The 25,297-nt window shown below is 44.7% G+C and carries 28 protein-coding genes; 11 read left to right on the top strand and 17 right to left on the bottom strand.

Features of this window, described 5'->3' with window-relative positions; genetic code table 11:
• Positions 1-472: 472 nt before the first annotated feature.
• Entirely contained in the window at positions 473-1,000 is a 528-nt protein-coding gene (locus tag ACR65H_RS05500) for a YceI family protein (RefSeq protein ID WP_440499154.1), read from the bottom strand.
• Between the two features lie 475 nt (positions 1,001-1,475).
• Between ACR65H_RS05500 and murB the strand changes: the two genes are divergently transcribed.
• Positions 1,476-2,387 (top strand): UDP-N-acetylmuramate dehydrogenase, encoded by a 912-nt coding sequence (murB, locus tag ACR65H_RS05495; protein ID WP_440499153.1) that lies wholly within the window; start codon positions 1,476-1,478, stop codon positions 2,385-2,387.
• Positions 2,388-2,450: 63 nt separating this feature from the next.
• Here the strand turns inward: murB and ACR65H_RS05490 are convergent, their stop codons facing one another.
• The gene (locus ACR65H_RS05490) at positions 2,451-3,125 is read right to left on the bottom strand and encodes a histidine kinase (protein WP_440499152.1); all 675 of its coding nucleotides are present in this window, start codon (positions 3,123-3,125) and stop codon (positions 2,451-2,453) included.
• A 283-nt stretch (positions 3,126-3,408) separates the two neighbouring features.
• Between ACR65H_RS05490 and ACR65H_RS05485 the strand changes: the two genes are divergently transcribed.
• The 7 genes from ACR65H_RS05485 to ACR65H_RS05455 are packed head-to-tail and all read left to right on the top strand — an operon-like array spanning position 3,409 to position 9,202.
• Positions 3,409-5,823 carry a Na+/H+ antiporter subunit A gene (locus tag ACR65H_RS05485; protein ID WP_440499151.1) on the top strand — a complete coding sequence of 805 codons (2,415 nt, stop codon included), beginning with the start codon at positions 3,409-3,411 and terminating at the stop codon, positions 5,821-5,823.
• Complete coding sequence (locus ACR65H_RS05480; RefSeq protein WP_440499150.1) at positions 5,810-6,232, top strand: Na(+)/H(+) antiporter subunit B; 423 nt, start codon at positions 5,810-5,812, stop codon at positions 6,230-6,232. The genes ACR65H_RS05485 and ACR65H_RS05480 overlap by 14 nt, the downstream gene beginning before the upstream one ends.
• A 3-nt stretch (positions 6,233-6,235) precedes the next feature.
• Complete coding sequence (locus ACR65H_RS05475; protein WP_440499149.1) at positions 6,236-6,574, top strand: Na(+)/H(+) antiporter subunit C; 339 nt, start codon at positions 6,236-6,238, stop codon at positions 6,572-6,574.
• Positions 6,567-8,051, top strand: coding sequence for a Na+/H+ antiporter subunit D (locus ACR65H_RS05470; RefSeq protein ID WP_440499148.1), 1,485 nt, complete (start codon positions 6,567-6,569; stop codon positions 8,049-8,051). The genes ACR65H_RS05475 and ACR65H_RS05470 overlap by 8 nt, the downstream gene beginning before the upstream one ends.
• Positions 8,052-8,074: 23 nt before the next feature.
• Positions 8,075-8,557, top strand: a complete 483-nt coding sequence (locus ACR65H_RS05465; RefSeq protein WP_440499147.1) for a Na+/H+ antiporter subunit E — start codon at positions 8,075-8,077, stop codon at positions 8,555-8,557.
• Complete coding sequence (locus tag ACR65H_RS05460; RefSeq protein ID WP_440499146.1) at positions 8,554-8,838, top strand: Na(+)/H(+) antiporter subunit F1; 285 nt, start codon at positions 8,554-8,556, stop codon at positions 8,836-8,838. The genes ACR65H_RS05465 and ACR65H_RS05460 overlap by 4 nt, the downstream gene beginning before the upstream one ends.
• Positions 8,816-9,202: a Na+/H+ antiporter subunit G gene (locus tag ACR65H_RS05455; RefSeq protein ID WP_440499145.1), complete on the top strand. Its 387-nt coding sequence runs from the start codon at positions 8,816-8,818 to the stop codon at positions 9,200-9,202. The genes ACR65H_RS05460 and ACR65H_RS05455 overlap by 23 nt, the downstream gene beginning before the upstream one ends.
• 19 nt (positions 9,203-9,221) lie before the next feature.
• On the opposite strand, the gene ACR65H_RS05450 is transcribed toward ACR65H_RS05455, so the two are convergent.
• Positions 9,222-9,929 carry a DsbA family oxidoreductase gene (locus tag ACR65H_RS05450; RefSeq protein WP_440499144.1) on the bottom strand — a complete coding sequence of 236 codons (708 nt, stop codon included), beginning with the start codon at positions 9,927-9,929 and terminating at the stop codon, positions 9,222-9,224.
• Positions 9,930-10,031: 102 nt separating this feature from the next.
• On the opposite strand from ACR65H_RS05450, the gene ACR65H_RS05445 reads away from it, so the two are divergent.
• Positions 10,032-11,408, top strand: a complete 1,377-nt coding sequence (locus tag ACR65H_RS05445; RefSeq protein WP_440499143.1) for an FAD-dependent oxidoreductase — start codon at positions 10,032-10,034, stop codon at positions 11,406-11,408.
• Positions 11,409-11,454: 46 nt separating this feature from the next.
• Positions 11,455-12,240 (top strand): AAA family ATPase, encoded by a 786-nt coding sequence (locus ACR65H_RS05440; protein WP_440499142.1) that lies wholly within the window; start codon positions 11,455-11,457, stop codon positions 12,238-12,240.
• A gap of 57 nt (positions 12,241-12,297) precedes the next feature.
• Here ACR65H_RS05440 and ACR65H_RS05435 read toward each other — a convergent pair whose 3' ends face one another.
• Both ACR65H_RS05435 and ACR65H_RS05430 read right to left on the bottom strand, forming a co-directional pair.
• On the bottom strand, positions 12,298-13,224 hold the full coding sequence (locus ACR65H_RS05435; protein ID WP_440499141.1) for a manganese-dependent inorganic pyrophosphatase: 927 nt from the start codon (positions 13,222-13,224) through the stop codon (positions 12,298-12,300).
• Between the two features lie 36 nt (positions 13,225-13,260).
• The gene (locus ACR65H_RS05430) at positions 13,261-13,704 is read right to left on the bottom strand and encodes an RrF2 family transcriptional regulator (protein ID WP_440499140.1); all 444 of its coding nucleotides are present in this window, start codon (positions 13,702-13,704) and stop codon (positions 13,261-13,263) included.
• Positions 13,705-13,867: 163 nt separating this feature from the next.
• Here ACR65H_RS05430 and hmpA point away from each other — a divergent pair, with 163 nt between their 5' ends.
• Positions 13,868-15,055 carry an NO-inducible flavohemoprotein gene (gene hmpA, locus ACR65H_RS05425; RefSeq protein ID WP_440499139.1) on the top strand — a complete coding sequence of 396 codons (1,188 nt, stop codon included), beginning with the start codon at positions 13,868-13,870 and terminating at the stop codon, positions 15,053-15,055.
• 77 nt (positions 15,056-15,132) lie between these two features.
• Here hmpA and ACR65H_RS05420 read toward each other — a convergent pair whose 3' ends face one another.
• From ACR65H_RS05420 to ACR65H_RS05365, 12 genes are all read right to left on the bottom strand, one after another.
• On the bottom strand, positions 15,133-16,188 hold the full coding sequence (locus ACR65H_RS05420) for a YkvI family membrane protein (protein ID WP_440499138.1): 1,056 nt from the start codon (positions 16,186-16,188) through the stop codon (positions 15,133-15,135).
• A gap of 195 nt (positions 16,189-16,383) precedes the next feature.
• The gene (locus ACR65H_RS05415; protein ID WP_440499137.1) at positions 16,384-16,899 is read right to left on the bottom strand and encodes a type 1 glutamine amidotransferase domain-containing protein; all 516 of its coding nucleotides are present in this window, start codon (positions 16,897-16,899) and stop codon (positions 16,384-16,386) included.
• Between the two features lie 63 nt (positions 16,900-16,962).
• Positions 16,963-17,556 carry a DNA-3-methyladenine glycosylase gene (locus tag ACR65H_RS05410; RefSeq protein WP_440499136.1) on the bottom strand — a complete coding sequence of 198 codons (594 nt, stop codon included), beginning with the start codon at positions 17,554-17,556 and terminating at the stop codon, positions 16,963-16,965.
• Between the two features lie 26 nt (positions 17,557-17,582).
• Entirely contained in the window at positions 17,583-17,795 is a 213-nt protein-coding gene (locus ACR65H_RS05405) for a hypothetical protein (protein WP_440499135.1), read from the bottom strand.
• Between the two features lie 47 nt (positions 17,796-17,842).
• Positions 17,843-19,576: an ABC transporter ATP-binding protein gene (locus tag ACR65H_RS05400; protein WP_440499134.1), complete on the bottom strand. Its 1,734-nt coding sequence runs from the start codon at positions 19,574-19,576 to the stop codon at positions 17,843-17,845.
• Between the two features lie 15 nt (positions 19,577-19,591).
• The gene (locus tag ACR65H_RS05395; protein ID WP_440499133.1) at positions 19,592-20,164 is read right to left on the bottom strand and encodes a hypothetical protein; all 573 of its coding nucleotides are present in this window, start codon (positions 20,162-20,164) and stop codon (positions 19,592-19,594) included.
• Positions 20,161-20,691, bottom strand: a complete 531-nt coding sequence (locus ACR65H_RS05390; RefSeq protein WP_440499132.1) for a DNA topology modulation protein — start codon at positions 20,689-20,691, stop codon at positions 20,161-20,163. Before ACR65H_RS05390 ends, ACR65H_RS05395 begins: the two co-directional genes overlap by 4 nt.
• Entirely contained in the window at positions 20,684-21,337 is a 654-nt protein-coding gene (locus ACR65H_RS05385; protein ID WP_440499131.1) for a uracil-DNA glycosylase, read from the bottom strand. The genes ACR65H_RS05390 and ACR65H_RS05385 overlap by 8 nt, the downstream gene beginning before the upstream one ends.
• 44 nt (positions 21,338-21,381) lie before the next feature.
• Positions 21,382-22,323, bottom strand: a complete 942-nt coding sequence (locus ACR65H_RS05380; RefSeq protein WP_440499130.1) for a phosphotransferase enzyme family protein — start codon at positions 22,321-22,323, stop codon at positions 21,382-21,384.
• Between the two features lies 1 nt (position 22,324).
• A complete protein-coding gene (locus tag ACR65H_RS05375; protein WP_440499129.1) occupies positions 22,325-22,672 on the bottom strand; it encodes a DUF6054 family protein in 348 nt (115 codons plus the stop codon).
• 303 nt (positions 22,673-22,975) lie between these two features.
• Complete coding sequence (locus ACR65H_RS05370; protein WP_440499218.1) at positions 22,976-24,118, bottom strand: MFS transporter; 1,143 nt, start codon at positions 24,116-24,118, stop codon at positions 22,976-22,978.
• A gap of 146 nt (positions 24,119-24,264) precedes the next feature.
• Positions 24,265-25,251 carry a FapA family protein gene (locus tag ACR65H_RS05365; protein WP_440499128.1) on the bottom strand — a complete coding sequence of 329 codons (987 nt, stop codon included), beginning with the start codon at positions 25,249-25,251 and terminating at the stop codon, positions 24,265-24,267.
• Positions 25,252-25,297: the final 46 nt, after the last annotated feature.

Raw genomic sequence — 25,297 nt, 5'->3', positions numbered from 1 at the left:
GGCTTGCTTGAGCGCCAAATGCGATTCTTGAGCGCGGGGGCGGCTTGCTTGAGCGCCAAATGCGATTCTTGAGCGCGGGAGTGGCTTGCTTGAGCGCCAAATGCGATTCTTGAGCGCGGGAGTGGCTTGCTTGAGCGCCAAATGGGATTCTTGAGCGCGAGTGTGGCATGCTTGAGCGCCAAATGCGATTCTTGAGCGCGGGGGCGGCTTGCTTGAGCGCCAAATGCCATTCTTGAGCGCGGGGGCGGCTTGCTTGAGCGCCAAATGCGATTCTTGAGCGCGGGGGCGGCTTGCTTGAGCGCCAAATGCGATTCTTGAGCGCGAGTGCGATATGCTTGAGCGCCAAATGGGATTCTTGAGCGCGGGAGTGGCATGCTTGAGCGCAAAACGCATTTTTTTGAGCGCGAGGTTATATATTCTTTCCAATTAAAAAACGGCACGCATGGATTTCTCTCATGCGTGCCGTGTTCTATTATTGTGCTGGATTTGCTTGTAGGTCGATCGAAATTTTGATGTCATCGCCTACGAGTACGCCGCCTGCTTCTAGTGCTTGGTTCCACGTTAGGCCGAACTCTTTACGGGAGATTTTCCCTTCTACTTCGAATGCAGCTACTTGAACGCCCCATGGGTTTGTTCCTGTACCTTCGAATTCTGCTTCAAATGTAACTTGCTTTGTTACGTCTTTAATAGTCAAATCACCTGTTACTTCGTACTCATCATCGCCTTTTTTCACGATATTCGTAGAGACGAATGTCAATTGAGGAAATTTTTCAGTATCAAAGAAATCGCCTGAACGAAGGTGATTGTCGCGATCTTCGCTATTTGTATTAATAGAATTTGCATCGATTGTGAAATTGATTTTTGCACCTGTCAAGTCTTCGGGATTCCCCTCAATTGTCCCTTCCACTCCTGCAAAACTTCCTTTAACTTTTGAAACCATCATATGTTTTACTGAAAAACCAACACTCGTGTGTGATGCGTCTACTTTCCATGTCGTCATTTTAACATCCACCCTTTCCATTTTTTGTTCTTCATTTTTCATTGCCCTTTTCTATATACCCGAATTTCCCAAGAGATATTGTCGTCCAGTAAAAATATCTCCACTTCAAGATATATTCCATATGATAACCTGAATATGTCTCGAAGTCAAGATAATAACAAAAGTTCAAAACTACCCAATTATGCATGCACTGTGAACGAGTCTATTGCAAATAATCCACCGAAGACGGATAGCAATACCCCTGTCCACTTCCCCATTTTCCTTTTTCTCAAAATGCACCCCACCTGCTATTCATTTCTATGAATGGCTATTCATCGTCTCTATTTGTGAATGGAATTTTTCAACATCAAGGACGCCGGTTATATTTTCTTGTCAAATCACTTGATAGCCAGCATACTTATACAAGTGAAGCCTTCTTTTTATTCATCAAGAAACGAAGGTTTTCATGCATAAGAATTGAAGGGACTGGATGTTGATGTCGAAACATCAGTGGTTTGAGGAACTACGCGGAATTATTGCAGAAGGCATATTACGGATGGATGAACCATTAAACAAATATACGATGACAAAACTTGGCGGAGCCGCTGATTTATTAGTCATTCCGGGGACGCTCGAGGAAACGGAAGCAACAGTGCGCTATGCATATGAAAATGACATTCCGCTTTTATTATTAGGAAACGGATCGAATATGGTCGTAAGAGATGGCGGAGTACGCGGAATCGTTCTTCATCTGGCGAAGTTGGATGCAATCCAAGTGAATGGCACAAATGTCCATGCGGAAGCAGGAGCCCTCATCATCGACGTTTCCAGACGAGCAGCTGAGGAATCGTTGACCGGCCTCGAATTTGCTTGCGGAATCCCTGGTTCAATCGGAGGCGCGATGGCTATGAATGCAGGCGCGTATGGCGGAGAAATTAAAGATATCATTCGTCAATGCACTGTCCTTACAAAATCCGGGGAACGCCTCGTTCTATCAAAAGATGAACTCGAGCTTGGCTATCGAAAAAGCATCATTGCGTCTGAAGGATATTTCGTTTTGTCCGCCGATTTTGAGCTAGCGGAAGGAGATCCCGAAGCAATCAATGCGAAAGTGGCAGACTTGACGTTCCAGCGGGAATCCAAGCAACCTTTGGAATATCCTTCGGCAGGAAGTGTATTTAAACGGCCACCTGGTTATTTTGCAGGTAAACTGATCCAAGATTGCGGCTTGCAAGGAAAAGGTCATGGCGGCGCAGAAGTGTCAACGAAGCATGCAGGTTTCATTATTAATAAAAACGGAGCAACCGCATCCGATTATATCAACACAATCAATATGGTAAAGACAGAAGTGAAGAAGAAATTTGGAGTCGACTTGGAATTGGAAGTAAAGATTGTAGGGGAAGAATAAAGCGAAAAACAAAAAGCGGATGACCATAAACCGGCCATCCGCTTGTATTTGGAATCGATATGTTCACTGTTCCGTTTTGCAGACAAACTGAGTCGCTTCAGTCACTCTATCGTCTGTGATCTGCACTTGGCACATTTTATTATTGTTCATGAATTTAAATATCCCGTTATTGAAATCCGTTCCGATTTCCTTAAAGAAAATGCCTTCGAAACGCGCTTCTTTTGATAGGGTGAACTGGATTTGAAATCCGTCCCCATCTTCCACTAAGTAAGCTCGTACGCCTTTTTCGAACATGCCTTCTATTTCATCTTTAATAGCTCGGTCGACGGAAACGACGTGGAAATCGACAAACGTGATTTCCCGCAGTAAAACGTTCATGAATGAACCTTTTGTGATCTCTTCCCATCTGCTTTGAGCAGTTTGGCCGATAATAATTTGCGTAATATTATGTTTATGGGCTACTTCTTTGATCACTTTTGCAACTGGCCGTTTTTCATTGTCCATAATGATGAAATCTTCAACATCAAGCTCTTTGGCTAGCTCTTGCCATCTTTCGATATACTCGGATTTTTCGGCGTCAAATTCATCGAATGGCAATGGGTCAATCGTTAATATATATAGTGGACAATCCGCAATAGTTGCCATTTTATGCCCACGTCTAATGAGACGTTCACCATTTGGACCGTAGTAGACACAAACTAATATACTTTCGTCCATACGTCCTTTTACTTTGCCCATGACCGTAGTCACCTCTTACAGTTTTTTTCGTTCAGCTTCATTTTATCATCTACAATTGAAAACCTTAGTATTATACAAAAAAGATGATTGATTGACAAGATGTAAATGTAACATTGTGCGATAGAAATTTTTTTAGTGTATAATTCAAATATACACTTTTCCGCAAGCTATCTGTAGCTACCTATTATGTCCCCAGTTCTGTCGTGAGTCAAGTCAATCCCCAAAAATTAAGAATAAATTTACATAAGTAGTTGAAAATCCGCATAAAACAGGAGGTTCGCTGTTGTTGACGATTACATTATCTATATTCATCCCCTTTGTGGCAGCCATCTTCGTTCCCTTACTATATAAGTGGATACATAGCCGGAAAATCGGTTGGTTTGTCTTACTTGTTCCATTTGTGTTATTTGCAATGCTTGCAAGCTTCATCCCTTCCATCGCGAATGGGGAAACATATATCCATACAATCCGGTGGATCGACTCCGCGGGCATTAATTTCACGACATATCTTGATGGTCTCAGTTTAATTTTCGGTCTACTTATAACGGGTGTCGGCACCTTGGTCATCCTATACTCCATCTATTATTTATCAGAACGGGAATCATTAGGACGCTTTTACGTTTATCTTTTGATGTTTATGGGTGCTATGCTCGGCGTCGTATTTTCCGATAATCTCTTGGTGCTGTACGTCTTTTGGGAACTGACGAGCATTTCCTCTTTCCTGCTGATCGCCTTCTGGTACTATCGGAAAAAGTCAAGGTACGGGGCACAAAAATCAATGCTTATTACAGTATCTGGCGGAATAGCGATGCTTGCTGGTTTCATTATGCTACATACTATGACAGGATCGTATAGCGTGCGTGAGATAGTCGACACGATTGGTCAGCATACGGACAAACCTCTCTTTTTGTTCGCTATGTTGCTTGTGTTAGTAGGTGCATTTACGAAATCCGCACAATTTCCGTTTCATATTTGGCTGCCGGATGCAATGGAAGCACCAACTCCAGTCAGTGCCTACTTGCATTCTGCAACGATGGTCAAAGCAGGCATTTACTTAGTCGCACGTTTCACTCCCGTTTTTGGCGGTGAAATGACTTGGTTTTATATTGTTAGCAGTATTGGGATTTTCACTTTGTTCTGGGGTTCGTTTAATGCAGTGAAGCAGACTGATCTAAAGGCGTTGCTCGCTTATTCCACGATCAGCCAGCTTGGATTAGTCATGAGCCTCTTCGGCCTCGGATCCGCTGCGCTCAATGAAGGGCACAGCGCCAATTCGATCATCTATGCACAAGCCACATTTGCAGCATTATTCCATCTCATTAACCATTCCACTTTTAAAGGAGCACTCTTCATGGTTGTCGGTATTGTCGACCATGAACTCGGTACGCGGGATGTCCGTAGATTAGGCGGCCTCATGGCATTCATGCCGATTACTTTCACTATCGCTTTGATCGGCAGCTTTTCAATGGCAGGACTACCTCCTTTTAATGGTTTCCTAAGTAAGGAAATGTTTTTTGAGTCGCTTGTCAATGCGCGCAATCTAGATCTATTTGACGCAAGCACCTTGGGGACGCTCTTCCTCGTTGTCGCTTGGCTTGCGAGTGTACTGACATTCGTATACAGCATGATTATCGTCTTCCAAACGTTTTTCGGGGAATTCCAACCGGATCGAATCGAGAAGCCATCCAGGGAAGCTCCTTTCGGCATGCTCTTGGCGCCTTCCATTTTGGCCACTCTTGTTGTCGGAATCTTTTTCTTCCCTAATATTATCGGTAATTACTTGCTGCGTCCTGCCATGGCCGCAGTGTATCCTTCATTTGAAAACGCGGAAGGTCTCATTCCGCATATCGTCGCGTGGCACGGCTTTACGAACCCTGCATTATGGATGACAGTTGGCGTCGTTATTCTCGGAATCATCCTTTATAAGTTCCTACGATATTGGAGAGGCGTTTATACGATCGCCCCTTTGAAATGGAATTTGGATGCCGCTTTCAATGCCACATTAATATTATTGGAAAAGGGATCGAATTACTTTACCCGCCTCTATATGAAAGGGTACTTGAAAGATTACCTTGTCTATATATTCTCGTTTTTTATCGTGGCGGTCGGAGGAGCTCTTTTACTGACAGGTTCCTATTCATTCGACTTTTCGAATGACGGGCCGATTACAGCAAATGAATTTCTAATTGTGATAACTATGACCGTGGCGGGAATCGCAATACTCTTTGCAAAATCCCGGAAGACGGCAATTATTTTAAATGGTGTGCTTGGCTATTCAATCGCATTTTTCTTCGTCATCTTCCGCGCACCTGATTTGGCGCTCACTCAAGTAATCGTTGAAACGGTGACGACTGCACTGTTCCTTTTATGTTTTCATTTTCTTCCGGAATGGAAGAAGGAAAGTTCAGCACCTCGCACGAAATTGTTGAATGGATTGATTGCCATTTCTGTCGGCGCGATCGTGACAATTCTTGGTTTAACCGTGCAAGGGAATAGAATGTTCGAATCGATTTCGGCTTACTTTGAAGACTCCTACAACCTTGCCGGCGGTAAAAATATCGTCAATACGATTTTAGGAGATTTCCGAGCTTTCGATACAATGCTCGAAGTCGTTGTACTTTTCATCGCCGGAATCGGTGTGTTTACACTTATTAAATTGAAAACGAGGAAGGAGGGACGAGAATTTGAAGATCAATGATGTCATATTGAAAACGGTATCGAGAATTGTCGTATTCATAATATTGACGTTCGGCGTGGAGCTCTTTCTTTCGGGACATAACAATCCCGGCGGCGGTTTTATTGGCGGCCTCGTCCTCTCCTCTGCGTTTGTACTGCTTTACTTAGTAAATGATATTGAAACAGTGCATAAAGGCATTCCGTTCGATTTCAAGAAAGTAGCTGCACTTGGAGCGTTTCTTGCCGTCGGGACGGGGATTGGTTCCGCTCTGTTTGGCAACCAATTCTTAACGCAGGCAGCCGGACATTTACACTTGCCTGTTTTCGGCAATACCGAACTATCGACAGTCATCGTATTTGAAGCGGGGGTTGCATTGACGGTTGTCGGCGTTGTCGTGACAATTATTTCAACGATTAGTGAGGATGTGTAGCAAATGGAAACATTAATAACGGTACTTGTCGGCATTCTTGTAACGATCGCTGTCTATTTGCTGCTGTCCCGCAATTTAATTCGCGTGATTTTAGGGACTGCTGTCCTGTCACACGCAGCGCATCTGCTATTGATGACTATGGGAGGATTGAAGAAAGGCAGTGCACCGTTGCTTGGCGAAGAAGCGGAAAGCTATACGGATGCATTGCCACAAGCGCTTATTCTTACAGCGATTGTCATCAGCTTCGCCGTTACCGCTTTTTTACTCGTGCTTGCCTACCGCACATACAAGAAGACAGGAACGGACAACCTCCAAGCATTGAGAGGGTTTGAAGATGAATAATATAATAGTTATGCCAATGATCATTCCGTTACTAACCGGAATCATCTTAGTTTTTTTACGTCCTTATGTAATCATACAGCGCGTGGTCGCCATTGCATCGAGCATTGCGACGGGAGTTGTCAGTATTATAATATTAGACACGATTCAGCAGGAAGGAATCTTAAGGCTCGATTTTGGTGGCTGGATGCCGCCGTACGGCATTTTATTTGTTGCGGATTCTTTTTCCATGCTCCTCGTTGTGACGACTTCGATCGTAACAGGAATTCTTCTACTATACGCTTTTTCGTCCATCGGCAAGCAGCATGAGAATATGTTTTTCTATCCGTTCGTCTTCTTCCTTGTCGCGGGTGTTAACGGCTCATTCCTAACAGGTGACTTATTCAACTTATTCGTCTGTTTTGAAGTGATGCTTCTATCCTCTTATGTACTCATTACGATGGGAGGCAGGAAGATCCAGCTGGTAGAGTCAATCAAATATGTCACAATCAACGTGTTGTCCTCATGGTTCTTCTTAATCGGGATTGCGTACTTATACGGAACACTCGGCACACTAAATATGGCGCATTTGTCAGTCAGAGTCGCAGAAGTAGGACAAGGTCCGTTGCTGACAGTGATCAGCCTTCTATTTTTAATCGTATTTAGTTTGAAGGCAGGCTTGCTCCTTTATTTCTGGCTGCCTGGGTCTTACAGTGCACCACCGACTGTAATAGCCGCCCTTTTCGGCGCCTTGCTTACGAAGGTGGGAATTTATGCGATGTTCCGTATCTTCACTCTCATCTTTTATCACGAATCGTCCATTACTCATACCGTGATTGGTGTCATGGCAATTATTACGATGATTGGTGGAAGTATCGGAGCCATTGCGTACAACGATATCCGAAAAATTGTGTCCTATAATGTTGTCATTGCAGTAGGATTTATTTTGGCAGGGCTTGCGGTTCAATCGGAAGTTGCTTTCCAAGGAGCTATCTATTATTTGATTCATGACATAATCGTCAAAGCTTTACTGTTCCTTCTTGCAGGAACGATGATTTATTTGACGGGGAAATCAAAGATCGAAGAAATGAGCGGTTTGATCCGGAACTACCCTACGCTCGGCTGGCTGTTTTTCATAACAATGCTGTCTTTGGCGGGCATTCCGCCGTTAAGCGGGTTCATCGGAAAGGTGTACATAGGCCAAGGAGCAATTGAAGCCGGCTCATTCATATTGTTGGCAGCCGCCTTTATATCCGGCATTTTCGTTTTGTATTCGCTTTTGCGCATCTTCCTAAATTGTTTCTGGGGTGAGACGATCATAAGCGAGGATGACGACGTGCCATTGAAAAAAGGGATGCTTATCCCATGTATCGTATTTGGGATTATGACGATTGCCATCGGGATCGGCGTCGAAGGTCTCGCTCCTTATGTCAGTGATGCCGCGAAGACGCTTATGAACCCTAGTATCTATATAGAAGCTGTTTTACAAGGAAATCGTTAAGCGGAAAGTGGAGGTGGAGGTTAATGCCAGCCCAGTTATTACTGAATCTGTTCATCGCGTTTTTATGGATGACTTTAATGGATGAAGATGAATTGAAATTTACGACTTTCTTTGCCGGTTTCCTAGTCGGGATTGGGATCATCTTTTTCATGCACCGCTTTTTCGGCACTCAATTTTATTTGCGCCGGTTATTTTCTTCATTTAAATTGCTCTTGATTTTCATCTCGGAATTGACCCAGTCTAGCATCGTCGTTTTGCGGCAGATTCTAAGTCCAAGATTGAAAATCAAGCCTGGCATTTTTAAATATGAGACCATTTTGATTAGTGATGTGGAAGTGACTATGCTGTCGCTTCTCCTTACCTTGACGCCTGGATCTGTCGTAATGGAAGTATCCCCTGAAGGCAACACACTTTATATCCACGCGATGGACGTCGAGCAGTCACGTGCAGGTTTAATTAAACAACTGAAGAATTTCGAGAGAGCTATCATGGAGGTGACACGATGATCGAAACAATGATTACAATTGCACTTTTCCTCTTTTCCATCACGATCTCCATTGCCGTCATTCGGATCATTCTCGGCCCATCCATGCCGGACCGTGTCATTGCACTTGATATGATTGGAGTCAATTTGATTGCTATGATTGCTGTTGTGTCGATCATCTTGAAGACGAAAGCCTTTTTAGAGGTCATTTTGATTTTAGGAATTTTATCTTTCATCGGAACGATCGCCTTTTCGAAGTCCATTGAGAGGGGGGTCATCGTTGAGCGTAAACGAGACAGGTGAATTTTTAGGGGCATTGCTTATTTTGACAGGGGGAATAGCGAGCGTCATTAGTGCCTTCGGGCTTATTCGATTGCCGGATATTTATACAAGATCGCACGCTGCAACGAAAAGCTCGACCTTGGCAGTGCTGCTGACGCTTTCAGGTACTTTTCTATATTTCTTGTTCCGCGAGCAGTTTGTTAGTGTGCGGGTGCTTCTCGGCATCGTTTTCGTCTTTCTCACAGCACCGGTTGCAGGGCATTTGATTGTCCGGGCTGCGTATCGATCGAAGGTGAAGCTGGCGGATATTTCGACGGAAGATGAGTTGTATGATGTGTTATATGGGAATGAAAACAAAGATGACGGTTCTAGCGAAAAAAGCTAGAACCGTTATTTTATTCTTATCAAATATCGCAGTTATCGTCTGTACATACGCCTTGGCTTTCTGAACCTAGCACTTTTAATTGTGGTTGGATTCCTTCTTCAGCAGCCACTTTTTCCAAAGCTTGTGTAAATACTTCTGCGGGCTGTGCTCCTGAAATGGCGTATTTGCGGTTGATAACGAAGAATGGCACACCTTGAACACCGAGTTGTCCTGCTTCTGCGATATCTTTTTTCACGTCATCTGCAAATTCGTCAGATTGAAGCGTTTGCTGAGCGCGTTCCATTGACAGTCCCACTTCTTCGGCTATCGCAAGCAACGTCTCCTCACTGTCGATTACTTCCCCATTCACGAAATGAGCTTTCAACAGACGTTCCGAAGCAGCTGCACCCTTACCTTCCGCTTCGGAGAGCTTTGCAAGGCGATGTGCGCTGAAAGTGTTTGCGACTTTCATGCCGTCGACATCATAGTCGAGATTGACTGTTTTCGCCTGCATGGCGACGTTCTGCAACATCCCTTTTGCTTCATCCAAGCCGATGCCATATTTTTTTGCTAACCCTTCCGGCACAGAGCCACTTGCTCCTACTGGTGTATTCGGATCCAATTGGTACGCCTTGAACACGACTTCCGCCTTGCTTTCTAAGCCTGTTTCTTTTAACGCTTCTTCCAATCTTCGTTTTCCAATGTAACAAAAAGGGCAAACATAGTCTGACCACACTTCAATTTTCATCATACCTACCACCTTTCATCTTCCATTTTAGAATTCATTCAAATTGGCAACAATGAATATGCCTACTGCTATCGTTATCGAAGATTATTTGGAGGGCTGAACATGTACAATTCACTATGGTTGCGAACCGCTTATCCTCGTGATTCATATCCCGCTTTAGACAAAGATGTCAATTGCGATGTTTGCATTATCGGAGGAGGTTTGAGCGGAATTGCCAACGCTTATTTTCTTGCAAAAGAAGGAAAGGACGTCATCCTGCTCGAGAAAGATGAAATTCTGTGTGGTGCAACAGGCAATTCAACAGGCAAATTGACGACACAGCATGATATCGTCTATGCAAATCTGATCAAACAGTTTGGACATGACAATGCAAGAATTTATTATGATGTAAACCGACAAGCCGTCCTGTTTGGAAGGTCTATTTCTAAAGGGGATGAATTAAGGAACGCAGATTCTATCCTTTTTTCTCAATCCAAGTATGGGACTGAGCTGCTTCAAGATGAAAAGAAGGCGTACGATGACATAGGTATAGTAGGAGAGTTTGGCAAAAATAGCGAACTTCCATTGAAAACGGAAGCTACATTGACGTTGAGAGATGAAACGCAAATCCATCCTGTCCGCTTCGGCCAGCATTTAGCGAAGTTAGCCGTACAGGCGGGCGCACGCATTTTTGAGAAATCGGATGTACGATTGATGGACTTGAAAAAACGTTTGCTCTATACAAATGCTGAACACGAAATCCAATTCAATGAACTTATTCTTTGCACACATTATCCGATAGAAGCGCTGAGAGGATTGCAAATATTGAAGTTGTCTGTCAGTAGATCATATATCGTCTCCGCACAGGCGAATATGCCGTTGACCGGTCAATATATTTCTGTCGACAATCCGAAACGTTCGATCAGAACAGCTTATATAGATGGAAAAACACATTTTCTTTTATCCGGCGAAGGGCATCAGGCGGGGATGGAAAAAGAGACACAAGTACATTATGAAACTTTATCCTCCGAATTGAGAAACGTCTATCAGCTAGACGAGATGAAATACGGCTGGTCGGCACAAGATCCGCAGACACCAGACCTTATTCCATACGCCGGCTGCATTTCGACGAGCATGCCGTATGTCTATTTGAATACGGGCTTTAGAAAATGGGGGCTTACGAATTCGCTCGTCAGTGCACGAATCATCAGCGACCAGATTGTCGGACGTCAAAACAAGGCAGCTTCACTTTATGCTCCCGATCGCACAGGTTTTGGTTCATTCCTCGTCCAAGCGTTGAAAAACACGGGACTTGTGCTGAAAGAATTTACCGGCGGTCACATTTCTAGGACAGACTCCCCTATTTGCACTCATATGGGGTGCAGGACGCGCTGGAATGAAGCCGACCAGACGTGGGACTGCCCGTGCCACGGATCACGTTTCCGAAAGGATGGCTCTGTCCTCGAAGGACCTGCAACGAAGCCATTAGATTTAGGATAGGCACTTCTTCTGTTATCCAGTATACTGTCCAAAAGGGGTGACACGGATGTCCTTGCGGAAAATCATACGGAAACAGGAAACGATTGAAGACAACTACCCGTTCAATCTAGATCTTATACAGAATTTCGAATCCCTCTCCCTCGATTCGCCCGTTACAATTATCGCAGGCGACAATGGCAGCGGAAAGACGACACTGTTAGAAGGGATTGCGGCGGCTGCGGGTAGCATCCTCATCAGCGGCGAGCATATGGAACGGGATCATTCCCTCTCCCCCGCATTCGATCTAGCAGATGATTTAAAACTTGTATGGGATGTTAAAACGAGAAATGGATTCTTTTTCAGGGCATCCGATTTCATTACGTATACGCGTAGCCTTGCAATAATCCGTGAAGAGGCGAAGGCGAAAGTGGAGGAAATCAAACGACACGATCCATATAGCCTTGAAGTCCTTCCTTATGCCAAGACGTATCATGAACTGCGTAATTTATACGGGGAGGGGCTTGAGAAAAGGTCTCACGGTGAAAGTTTTTTCGATTTATTTCAAGCAAGATTCCGTCCCGGTGGTTTTTACATACTCGATGAGCCCGAAGCGCCTTTATCTCCGCAAAACCAGTTGTCGCTCCTTGCGATGATCCACGACATGACGAAGGAAGGCGCCAAATTTCTCATCTCCACGCATTCCCCGATCTTCATGGCATACCCTGAAGCAGATCTGTATGAAATTCAGGATGGCGAGCTCATTAGAGCCACTTTCGAGGAAATGTCCCACGTCCAATTGACGCGTGATTTCCTAAACGCACCTGACCGATATTTACGGCATTTATTTGAATGAAAAAGAAGCGGAGGGAAATTTCGCTCCCCTTCCGCTTCTTTTCATCATTTCAATTCATTATTTTAGCGCTTCTGTCAAAACAGGCACGATTTGTTTTTTCCTTGAAACGACACCTTTGAACAAAGTCGTATTGTTTTTCAAAGGAACGTTGAATGCAGCGCAAGCGCGTTCAGCTGCGTTGCCGAGCGCAATGACAGTAGAATCATTGTTCAAGATGTCCGTTACGACGAACAAGAACAGATCCAATCCTTTTTCTTCAATGATGCTGTTTAATAGAACTTCCAGCTCAGACTGGCGGCTCATGACATCATTGACTTCAATCGCGTTCACTTGGGCGATTTCAATTTTCGAATCCCCGATTGTGAACTCCTTCGCATCAAGCGAGACAAGTTCTTCAAGCGATTTTCCGCTCAAATCTGCCCCAGCCTTCAACATTTCAAGGCCATACGTCTGCGCATCCACATCCGCAATCGCAGCCAATTCATCAGCCGCCGCACGATCCTCTTCCGTGAATGTCGGTGATTTGAAAAGCAATGAATCGGAAATGATCGCAGATAGCATAAGCCCCGCAATATCCTTCGGAATTTCTACTCCATGTTCCTTATAAAGCTTTTTCAAGATCGTCGCAGTGCAGCCGACCGGTTCAGCACGGTAATAGAGCGGGTCCGCTGTCTGGAAATTGGCGATCCGATGATGATCGACAACTTCGATGACTTGTACATCATCCAGATCATCGACGCTTTGCTGTTTTTCATTATGATCGACAAGGATGACTTGCTTTGCTTCGGGCGTTGCTTTTTCGATCAATCGTGGAGCTTCAAAGCCGAATTGACCGAGCGCATAAGCAGTTTCACCTGAAATGGAACCGAGACGCACCGCTTCTGCATCCATTCCAAGCTGTTGTTTCAAATAAGCATAGCTGATCGCCGACGTAATGGAATCGGTGTCAGGGTTTTTATGTCCAAATACTAATACTTTCCCCATCATAATCCTCCTACTAATATATTCCTATTTATTCTATCATAAAGGTTTACTGAACAAAATTGCTGCCAGCTCTTCTTTATTCACAAGAAAATCGGCAATCGTATACTTGTCCAACACGGCCAAATAAGCGGAAAGTGCTTCATGCAACGCGCCTTTCAACTTGCATGCAGACGATAGGATGCAATGATTGCCATCCGGACGGAAACATTCGACTAAATAGAAATCATCTTCTGTTTTCCGGACGAGTGCGCCTACATTTATATCTTCCGGCTTCACGTTCAGCCTGATTCCTCCGCCTCTCCCGCGCACCGTTTCGATAAGCCCCATTTTTCCTAGCTCATGGACGACCTTTGTCAAATGGTTTTTAGAAATTTGGTAGCGATCCGAAATTTCCTGGATCGTCGATAACTCTTCTGCTTCCTTTGTTGCCAAATACATTAATACCCGCAAAGAAAAATCTGTATATAAAGTTAACCGCATATTTTCACCGCCATTCACCAACCTATTATAAGCGATTATGTCGGTATCGTGAAAGAAATGTGTCTAAAATTTTACATCAATATAAAGATGCATTTTAAATATACCTTTTAGAAAAATAATCGTTTATAGTGGAATTAACAAAACAAGAAAGGTTGTGCACCTTATGTTATCCCAAAAAACAATTGATATTGTAAAATCGACAGTTCCCGTTCTTGAACAACATGGCAAAACAATTACGACAGTCTTTTATAAAAATATGTTCGCCGCTCATCCTGAGCTATTAAATATCTTCAACCATGCAAACCAATCGAAAGGGCGTCAGCAAACAGCACTCGCTAATGCTGTGTACGCAGCAGCTGCAAACATCGACAATCTAGGTGCCATCATTCCAGCGGTCGTTCAGATCGCGCATAAGCACCGTTCATTAGGCATCGAAAAAGAACATTATCCAATCGTCGGCTACCATCTTCTCGGCGCTATCAAGGAAGTGCTTGGTGAAGCAGCAACTCCAGAAATCATCGAAGCATGGGGAGAAGCATACGGAGTTATCGCAGATGCATTCATCGGCATTGAGAAAGAGATGTATGATGCAACTGAAGAAGCTGAAGGCGGCTGGAGAACGTTCAAGGAATTCGTCATCGTCGACAAAGTTCCAGAAAGCGACGTCATTACATCATTCTACTTGAAACCTGCGGATGGCAAACAATTGCCTACGTACAAACCAGGTCAATACATTACAGTGCGTTTCCGGGTCCCTGGAGATAAATTCACATTGAACCGACAATATAGCTTGTCCCAAGCACCAGGGAAAGACACATTCCGCATCTCGGTAAAACGTGAAGACGAATGCATGCCGAACGGAAAAGCGTCCGTCCACCTTCACCAAAATATGAACATCGGCGACAAAATCGAAGTGAGTGCTCCAGCGGGAGATTTCTTCTTGGATACAGAGAGCGCAGCACCTGTAACACTAATTAGCGGTGGCGTCGGCATCACACCGATGATGGCTATGTACGAAACGATTGCGAATGCTACACCTGAACGTCCAGTTGCATTCCTTCATTCAGCACGTACACGCAATCACCAAGCATTCAATGAAGTCGTACGCAACTTGAACGGATCACTTCCACATTCCAAATATGAAGTGCTTTATTCTGAAGAAGGCGATGGGTTCATTAACAGTGAATTCCTTGCGAAGCACGTACTTGAAGGCAGCGACGTGTACGTCTGCGGACCGACACCATTCATGCAAGCCGTCGTCTCTGCATTGCACAGCATCGGAGTAAAAGAAGAAAACATTCACTTCGAATTCTTCGGACCAAAAGAAGAATTGGAAATGGTTACTGCTTAATTCAAATGCATTTGACGTCTGAAGCTGGATGAAAAAACGCGGCCCCCAACCGAAGGGAGCCGCGTTCACTTTTATTATTATCTTCGAACCTTCTCAGGCAATTTTACTGAAGCGACAATCAAAATACCTGATAGTAATAATCCTAAATAACCGATCAACGGATAGAAATATGCAACAAGGTTTTTGAAGCCTAGGAAGCTCACCGCAAAGCCGATTACTAAGGTTACCAAAACAAATAGCTTAAAATTCTTCGTACCGATTTTCACAAAACGTGCTCCAAAAGCATAAAACATACTGACAGCCGTGTTGAAAATCATTCCGTACAAAACGAATGCCATGAAAATTGCTAGTGCTGGAGAAATGTCGTTAATAATTGCCAGCATTGGCAATTGTGCATCACCAACTACATCCACTTTAGAGAAGATTGCCAAATGGCTTAGTAAGATAAGAATACCTAAACCTAAACCGCCTACTAATCCTCCAAGCGCTGCTGTCCTTTCATCTTTCTCCGCGCCTCCCATAACGAGTGACATGGACGCACCAACCGCAATATTGAACGACACATAGTTCACTGCAGAAATAAACCAGTTCGGCAATGTAGTATCTACACCTTGGGCAATCGGGTCAAGCACTGCAAACGACGTATCCATTGTCACTAAGCAATAGACCGCAACGCCGACAACCGCAAGAATAAGGAATGGAGTAATACTTCCGATAACCGCTACGACTTTGTCAACATTTAATAAAATCGTGATGAAGACAAGCACAACCATCAGTAAGCTACCGACGAATGAAGGGATGCCAAATTGCTGTTCAAGATTCGATCCAGCACCCGCTACCATGACAACACCTACACCAAACAACGTGAAAATAATTATGTAGTCAATAATCGTGCCTAAAAAACGCCCGCTAATCTTATAAATGACTTCCTTATGGGATGTTGTACGCAACCGGCTTCCAAGCCTTGTCAGTGCCATCCCTATGTAAGCAAATAAAGCAGTAGAAACAATTGCAGCTGCAATCCCCATCATTCCGAAACTTGTAAAGTACTGCAAAATCTCTTGGCCAGACGCAAAACCGGCTCCAACGATAATTCCGATGAAAGCGCTTCCCATTTTCATTATTTTTATCATGGTGTTTCCCCCTTGGTGTCCCCGTAAAAAAAACGAATATGTACCAAATAGTCCGAATTTTTAACGCGGATTAAGTTGTCCCGTTCCAATTTACCATGCTCCTCAACTCTTTTCAACATGATATTTTTTCTTTATTTTTTTATTCCCAAATCTTACAAAAAAAGAACCGCCCCCATCGAGGACAGTTCCATCTTATTATTTTTCAAGTAATTTCTTAGATTCTTCGATGAATGCCGGCAAATCGTCAGGCGTTCGGCTCGTCACCAATTGATTTTGACAAACAACGACCTCTTTATCCGCATATTTTGCACCTGCATATTCCATATCGACTTTGATGGACTTATAGCCTGTTGCATCTCTGCCTTCCAATGTCTTCGCCGTTAGCAGCAGTTGCGGTCCATGGCAAATGGCGAATACAGGTTTCTTATCATCCATGAACTTTTTCGCAAATTGTACGAATCGATCGTCCGCACGTAGCTGATCCGGTGAAAAGCCGCCAGGAATGAACAGGGCATCGAAGTCTTCAGGTGAAGCATCGTCGATTCCAACGTCAATCTTGACCGTTGACTCACCTTGCTTGCCTTTCACTTCTTTGCCAGCTTCTTTCTCGATAGCGACGACTTCATGTCCCGCTTCTTGAAAAGCCTTAGCCGGCTCCGTATACTCCGAGTCTTCGAATAGATTCGTGATCACTGTAGCAATTTTAGCCATTAAGCACTCACCCTTTCGTTTATGTTCACCTTACTACTATTCCACATTGTTGTACTACTAAACTTAAGGGCGATACTTTGAGACAAAAGGATTATCTTTTTCAAAAAATCTCCACGGATAATGGACGGCTTCTCCCGAATTACCAATTCCTACACGAGGGCCCGTTTCAATCTCAATTCCTCCTGGACCTTCGGCAATGAACAGCGGCTCGTCGGCCCAATGATGCCCATAGTACTTCATTGTCACACCGAGCGCTTTTGACAGCTTGCCCGGCCCATTCGTCCAATCTTTCATTTTTAAATGCGGTCCGCGATTATCCCTCATCAGCTCAAGACCATCGACAGGTTCCGCCGCACGGATCAGAACAGCATGCGGCGTCCCAATCGGTCCACTCACGACATTCATCAACGTATGGGTGTGCATTTGATACGTATACACAAGCCCAGGGGCACCGAACATGATCTCCGTCCGCTTCGTACGCCGGTTCCCGAAACTGTGTGCTGCACGATCTTCAGGTCCGTGATACGCTTCCGTCTCAACTATCCTTGCGGCAATAACCCCATCCGGCCGCTCATGCACAATATATTGTCCGACAAGATTGCGGGCAAGCTCCAGCACATGCGGCTCGAAAAATGATTTATCAATTGGCTCGTACATCCATATCCTCCCTCCGTGCAAGTTTTTTATAGAGATCTCGTTATCATTAATTTTCTGTACATCGCTGCGATTTTTGGGTTCTCTCTTTCCCATTCTTTATTTCTCGGCATGGGAATCTTATATTGCTTCTCCAACTCATTCATTAAACCAACCAGCAGCATATCCCTTCTTGGTTGGTCTGAATGAATGATTTCCTCATATTCTGTTTGATAATCCGCAAGCGATTTCTTTGTTGCCATTACATAGTTCCTCCGATAATGTTCTTCAAATGTTTTATTCCAATAGGTTACGACAATCCTTGCCCTTCCGCAAACTCTTTATAAAGAGGATGTGATTCAATTAATTCATTATGCGTGCCGATCCCCGTAATACGCCCCGCTTCAAGGAAAATGAGCTGGTCTGCATCAATGACAGTCGATAAGCGATGCGCGATAATGAGCGTCGTTCTCCCTTCCATCAATCTCTGCAACGCCTCTTGAACATGCGCTTCGGATCCGCTATCCAAATTAGAGGTCGCTTCATCGAGCAGCAAAATTTCCGGATCATGCAATAACGCCCTCGCAATTGCAATCCGCTGCCGTTGGCCACCCGAAAGCTTCATTCCCCTCTCCCCGACGAGCGTTTCAAAACCGTCTGACATCGCTTCAATAAATTGCAGAGCATTCGCCGCCTCAGCAGCCTTCTGCACTTCATCGATTGTTGGACGCACTTCTAAGCCGTACGCAATATTATCCATAATCGTTCCGCTCAACAATGGGCTTTCCTGCGATACATAACCGATCCGCTTCCTCCAATCAGACAATGAGATTTTCGAAATCGGTACATCTCCGATAGAAATCTCACCTTCCGTCGGTAAATAAAACCGTTCAATCAAAGAAAAAATCGTCGTTTTCCCTCCGCCGCTCGGTCCTACAAACGCAGTTACTGTCCCGGGTTTTGCTTGGAATGAAATCCCCTCTAAGACTTCCTTTCCACTTTCGTACGAAAAGCTAACCGATTCGAAATGAATACTTCCATCCAGCACCATATCGGCACCTTCCGCCTTCTCGCTGTCCATTCCCAAAATCTGCTGAATGCGCTCCGTTGCGCCGACTGCCTTCTGGAAAATCGTAAACACTTGCGCCATTTGCGCAAATGGCATAATGATCTGGAACATGAGAAAAATAATGGCGACGAGCGTTCCTGCGGATAAAACACCTTTTGAAACTTGTGCACCGCCATATCCTAAGATGACGACCAAAATGCTCATCATCACAAGCGTCATGACAGGAGATATAATCGCCTGTATTCTTGCTTCCTTCAATCCAAACGAAAACAAAGATTGAATTGCCTTCTCTCCTTTCGCCCCTTCATTGGGCTCTGCCCGGTATGCCTTCACCAAACGAATATCGCCAAGCACACGTCCGAGATGACCCGAAAACTTTGCCATTTCCCCTTGTGTCGCCTTCGCAATCTTATGCATAATCCGGCCAAGCGGAAAAATGATCGCCATGCTGACCGGAATGCTAATCAACATGATCAACGTCATCTTCCAGTCCAAATACAACAGAATCGCAACTGCTCCAATGATTGAAATGATGCCCGTTATGAACGACACGAGATGATCAGATACTAATTGTTTCAACATCGTCGTATCTTGCGTAATGCGACTCATCGTTTCACCGGTTTCATTTTCATCGTAATAGGCAACGGGCAGCCTCAGCACTTTCCCCCATAGCTTGCCCCGCAAATCGGCAACTATTGTTTCGCCGATATACGCAAGCAAATAATACGAAACTCCGCCCAACACCGCCTGTAAAATAAAAACAGTAAAAAGGAACACAGCTGTTTTCCAATTAAACGATGCCGCCGTCAACGAATCAACAAGCTCCCTCGTCACTAACGGAACCGCCAAACTCGCCGCAGTCGAAAACAGAGCAAGCACCAGCGCAATCGCCGTCTTCCCCTTTGGCCATTTCAGCTGCCGCAATAAAGCAATGAATTCCTTCATCGATCCCTTCGTTTTTAACTCATCTTCCATCCAATCACCGACTCTCTATTTTCCTTCATACCAATAATAAGCATTATAAAATTTCGTATACATATCAAAGCTCATTCTAATGTCATTTTGAATTTCTTCAAGACGATGGATCATATGGAATCTTGAATAAAATGGGGTGTTCATAATGCTCACAATCTCCTCCTCAGCTGCTCGACTCCGACTCAAAGCGGCATTGAGATACTTTCTGGATTCCGACGAGTGTGCCTCCTCAAAAGTGATATCCAATAACCTGTCCTGCAAGAATCTAAGGTCTTCCACAATAATATTCAAGTCACTTTTACTGATTCTTGATCTGGAGGTCGTCATCATATCCATTTCATACGTTTCGAGAATGTATGGAGTAGCGTACTTAACATGATCCATCGTATAGCCTTCCGGATCCTTCCCCTCATTCTCTTCATCCACCTTCCTGAATTCATATAATTTCATTTTGTAATCTTGCAAAATAGGAAGCTCCGTACTGACTGAAACGGATTGATAGACGCTGAAAGCCGAATAGGGGAAAAACACCTGTGCAAATAATAACCCTGTGACAATAACTAACCCGATCCACATCTCCTTTTTCAATCCATATCCCCCTTATGCAAAACCGCCAGCCACCTCTCCACTTCCTTCGGCGATTTCAAAATTATCACTTCCGCATTGGCACGCTCAAGCATTTGCAAAACGCCCGGCCGTTTCTTTTTTGGATACGTCCATATGAACTTCACAAACTCCCAATCGATCTTTTCTGGACAGCCTTCCGCCATATCCGGACGCGTTTTCCCGCGATACATCCATCTTCTTTTGAAAACCCTCGATAGGCATAGCCAATTCGGGAAGTCGAGGAAAATAATCAAATCAGCATATTGAGCCCGCATCTCAATCGTGGAGTTGAAATTTCCATCGATGATCCATGCGGGCTTTTTTAATTCATTTTGAAGTTTTTCACGAAACTCAGGATTCGGGGTCGGCACCCATCCTTCATTCCAAAAAAGGGCGTCTAAATGGAGGACCGGCAATCTGAGACGTTCTGCAAGCTCAACAGATAACGTTGACTTTCCCGCCCCGCTGCATCCGATAATTAAAATCCGGTTATATGACTTGTCATTCATCTCGCAATTCCTCCAGCATCCTGCCAATCGCCAACCAATCCGCATCTAAGTCGGGACGGTGGGACGGTCGATAAAATACCGCTGCCGGATGGAAAGTCGGAACAATTCGATATAGACGCTCTGTCCACTCAAACGTAGTTGCATCAAGATCAGGGAGAAACCGAACTGGCCGTTCCAGCAATTGGCCGTGAAGCTCCGTCACTTTCGCATCTTTGCCGAGCAGCCTTTGCAATCCGACATTCCCGAGCGCTACAATAAGCTTCGGCTCAATATTCGCCAACTCATAATCAAGTACTGGGGCATGCGCCAAGATCTCTTTTGTTGTCGGCGGCCGATTATACTTCCGTTTCGTCATCGAACCGTCACGCTCCCGCTTCTCTCCCCATTTGTATGGACGGCTGCGCACTGCACTCGTAATATACACATCGTCACGCGTAAGTCCGATCGAATCAAGTGACTTCATCAATTCCTTACCAGCCCTGCCGATGAAAGGAATTCCATTTATCGCCTCAAATTCCCCAGGCGCTTCGCCGATCAGCAACAGCTCTGGCTTCTGGGGTCCTTCCCCATAGACAAACCCTTCCACCGGAAACCCTTTGATCCGCTCCCTGCCAAGTTCAGCTATCGATTCAGGTATTCGAAACATCGACACACTCCCTTTCAACCTTATCCGGGTTTTTCATATCTGGGTTAAGTTAGTAACTTTATTGTTTCATCTAAAAATGCTTTCCCGTCACATTGTTTGATCTTCTCGATTCCTTCTTCTATCCGATCATATCGAAATGCGCGGATAATTGCGAATAGATGAGGGATCATCTCCTTTTCGCGATCAGATAAAGGCCTTTCAGTTTCATAAGCGTCTATGTATGCTTCGTATCGTTCTTCAGAAGTTTCTTTTCCCTCGAAGTCATAATGCCATGCTAAGAAAACAGCAACGCCTATACACTCATTAAGCAAAACTTCATCCCCTGCGATATTGTAATCAAAAACAGCGGAAATTTTATCTTGTTGGAATAGAAGATTATAAGGACATAGATCTCCTTGTACCGGCCCCGATGGAAGTGAATCCCACTCTTTTTGTAATTGCGTTCTTCTACTTTGATACAGTTCTTTTATCATGGCCAACTCAACAGCATAGTTTTTATCTTCAGCCACAGTTTTGATCAAGTCCAAATAACTTAATTCATTTTCATCATATTCACCAAATGCATCCGTTTGGTTCCCGCCGAACATGCCCCAGCTTGTTCCTGTATGGAAACGGAAATCTGTTTTTGATGAAACGGCATGTTGTTTACCGAGCATCTTTCCAATTTCTTTAATATGTGATAAGTGGAGTTTCTTTATCTCTTCTCCCTTCCCTTTCTGTTCGAGAATGAAAAGCAAACCCTCGTGCTTTACATACCCGTTTCCATCTATTGTTTTTTCCGGCATGATAAAAGGTAAACCCGCATCATTCATAATCACGGTGAATTCGATGATACTTTCAATAAAAGCAGCTGGCTGTTTTTCACCTTTCAAGAAATACGTTTCCCCTTCCACTTCCACCTCTGCAACAAGCCGATCTTTATCTCGCAAAATTTCTTGGCGGGTTATCGGCTTTGAAAAATAGTGCTGCATTACCTTTTGGATCAATTCATTCGCCTCCAACAATATGTTGTTGCAACGATCGCTCTACGCTTGTCGCGAAGCTATTGCCAGCTCCCCAATCAAAGCGGAAAAATACACCTTCCGAGCTGCCCGCCGCGACGACATGGACACGTGTTGCACCATCAAAGTTATCAATCGTCGTCGTGACAGAAGCTCTGTTATTCGAACGCATATAATATTTTTCCATTATCAACACATGGACTTCCGACGAACCGGCTGTCCTCCTATAATGATCTACTAACGTACCGCTAATGCTTCCACGGAGGATTTCAGACTGAATGATGTCTACTGCTTCTCCTGGCGTAATCGACACGTTGAAGTCCTTAACTGACATATCAACATCCCCTCTCTATATTTTTATATACGTTTGGAATCGTTTGGAAGTTTCAATTTGTTGAGGTTACCGGAGGAGAGGTGGGTTTGAGCGTGAAAAGGCGTTCTTTGGGCGCAGAACGCTACGCTTTGAGCGCAGAATTCCACTTCTTGAGCACGGTTTTGATTTCTTGAGCGCAAAAGCCGGTTCTTGAGCGCAAATTTGATTTCTTGAGCACGGAACCTGTTTCTTGAGCGCAGTCCTGCCGCTTTGGACGCGCTGACTTTTCCAATCAAAAAAGGACTGCCACGGCAGTCCTATCTCTTATTCCAATTCCAATTGTTTAGTTTCGGTCCCTAGCAGCAGAACTGCGAGGACGCCGATAATAATGGCACCGCAAAAAATCGTGAAAATGAATCCGAAGCCGTATCCAGCAGTCAACATCGAGCCGACTAGCAATGGGCCGAAGATGCCGCCGATTCTGCCAACTGCAGCCGCCATTCCCGAGCCGGTCGCCCGGACGGCAGTTGGATATTGTTCCGGTGAATAGGCGTATAATGCCCCCCATGCCCCTAAGTTGAAGAATGAAAGGAAAGCGCCTGAAATGAGTAACATCGTAAGCGACTCAGCATTTCCGAAAAGAAGTGCGCTCACCGCTGTACCGATCAAGTAGGTCGCAAGGACAAATTTTCGTCCTGCCCTTTCAATAAGCCAGGCAGCTGTGAAGTAGCCCGGCAATTGTGCGAGAGTCATGATAAACACATACTTGAAGCTATGGATCATATCGAATCCTTTCATGACCATGACGCTCGGCAGCCAGAGGAACATCCCATAATAGGAGAACACGACGGTAAACCAGACAATCCATAGCATCGTCGTCCTACGCGAGTATTCCTTGGACCAAATTAGCTTCAACTTGTCGCCGATTGACTGTTTCGGTTCTCCCTCCCTTTCAAATTTCGGGGAGTCGGGCAAATTGCTCCGTAAATAGATGGCGTAAAATGCCGGGAGCGCAGTCAGGATGAGCGCTATCCGCCATCCGAATTCAGGGATGATGAAGTACGCAAGCAACGCTGCAATAAGCCAGCCTGCAGCCCAAAAGCTTTCCAATAAGACAACGACTCGTCCACGCTCTTTTGCCGATACGCTCTCCGAAACAAGCGTCGAAGCAACTGGAAGCTCTCCACCAAGACCTGCCCCTACGAAAAAGCGCAAAATGAGGAAGACGGTCAACGTTGTCGTCAATGCCGATAATCCGCTCGCCAATGAAAAGAGTACGAGCGTCATCATGAAAACATTTTTCCGTCCAATCCGGTCTGCAAGTAATCCAAAGCCAAATGCCCCGATTGCCATACCGATCGAGTTCATGCTTCCGATCCAACCCATTTCACTTGTCGTCAAATGCCATTCGACCGAAATGGCTGCAATGACGAACGAAAGGATACCGACGTCCATCGCATCGAACATCCAACCTGTCCCAGAAATCGCGAGTAATTTATTGCGGGAGATGCTGCTATTTTTTGTATTCAAAATAAGTCTGCCCTTCGTTGTATAGTTTAGTGTCTTGACACTTGTCATTATACTACCAGGCTACTAGTAATCACAAGCAGTTTTTAAACGATACTTAATCGTCCATCTATCATTCGCGCATGAACCCCTAATTTATCCACGTCAATATGATGGACTTGATCTCCTATCCAAATTTCTGTGCCGCATCGGGCGAGCCCAATCGTAATTGTCCCGCCACTATCCGTCTTGACAACCGTTTTCACACCATTCGCAGACCCAGTTTCTTTAATGGACACCTTTTCACCGGCTTCGATGAGCCCACCACGACAAGAGCCTTCGACGGAAACTTGACTTTTCGCTGTAACTGAACAATTGCAAAGCCCTGCATCCGTCACCTCGATAGATCCATTGCATGACAAGGCGCTATTACTGGCATAAGGAAGCTTTAGAAAAGAATCAATGCATCCCTTTGCCGAGAATTTCTCGACAAGCACATTGGCCTCCTTTAAAAGCTTTACAAACTCTTCCGCATTATTGACAACCGTCAACGATGTGTCTGTAAAAACGTTAGACAACTTCTCAATGATCGGCTCCCATTCCGGCGACAATTGGGCAGAATGATCTTTTGCCTTTTGAATGAATTCAAGCTTGTCGCGTTGAAAATCCAAATATTTTTCCTTTAGAATAACCCGCATAACGTCTTTCAATTCACCAGCATTTACTTCATCTGGCTTGACGCCGCGTAAATGGATGATTTGAAGTACGGTTTCCTGCACCTTCTCCAAATAGGAAATAAGTTCGCTTAATTGTTCCGCAAGTATTTCTTCCAACACTTCCTGCATTCCGACTGTCACAGTGGAGGAGAAGACATTTCCTTCGATGGTGGCAGACGCTCCCGCTTCGACGGTCGCTTTCCGGACAGTCCCGTGAATAAAAATCTTCCCCGATGCGCCGACAAACATTGAGTTTTCCACATCTTTGCCGATGCGGACATCACCGTTGAAGCAAATATTGCCGCTTCTCACATCGACATTTCCATCATGCAAAAGTTCATTGACATTTTGCGTTATTTCCGTCACAGATTTCTCCATGCTCTCACCTCGAGTCACTGTTTTAATCTCATAATAGCAAAAAAAG

The organism is Sporosarcina sp. SAFN-015 (assembly GCF_059415085.1).
This window is presented reverse-complemented; position numbering and strand designations above follow the sequence as displayed.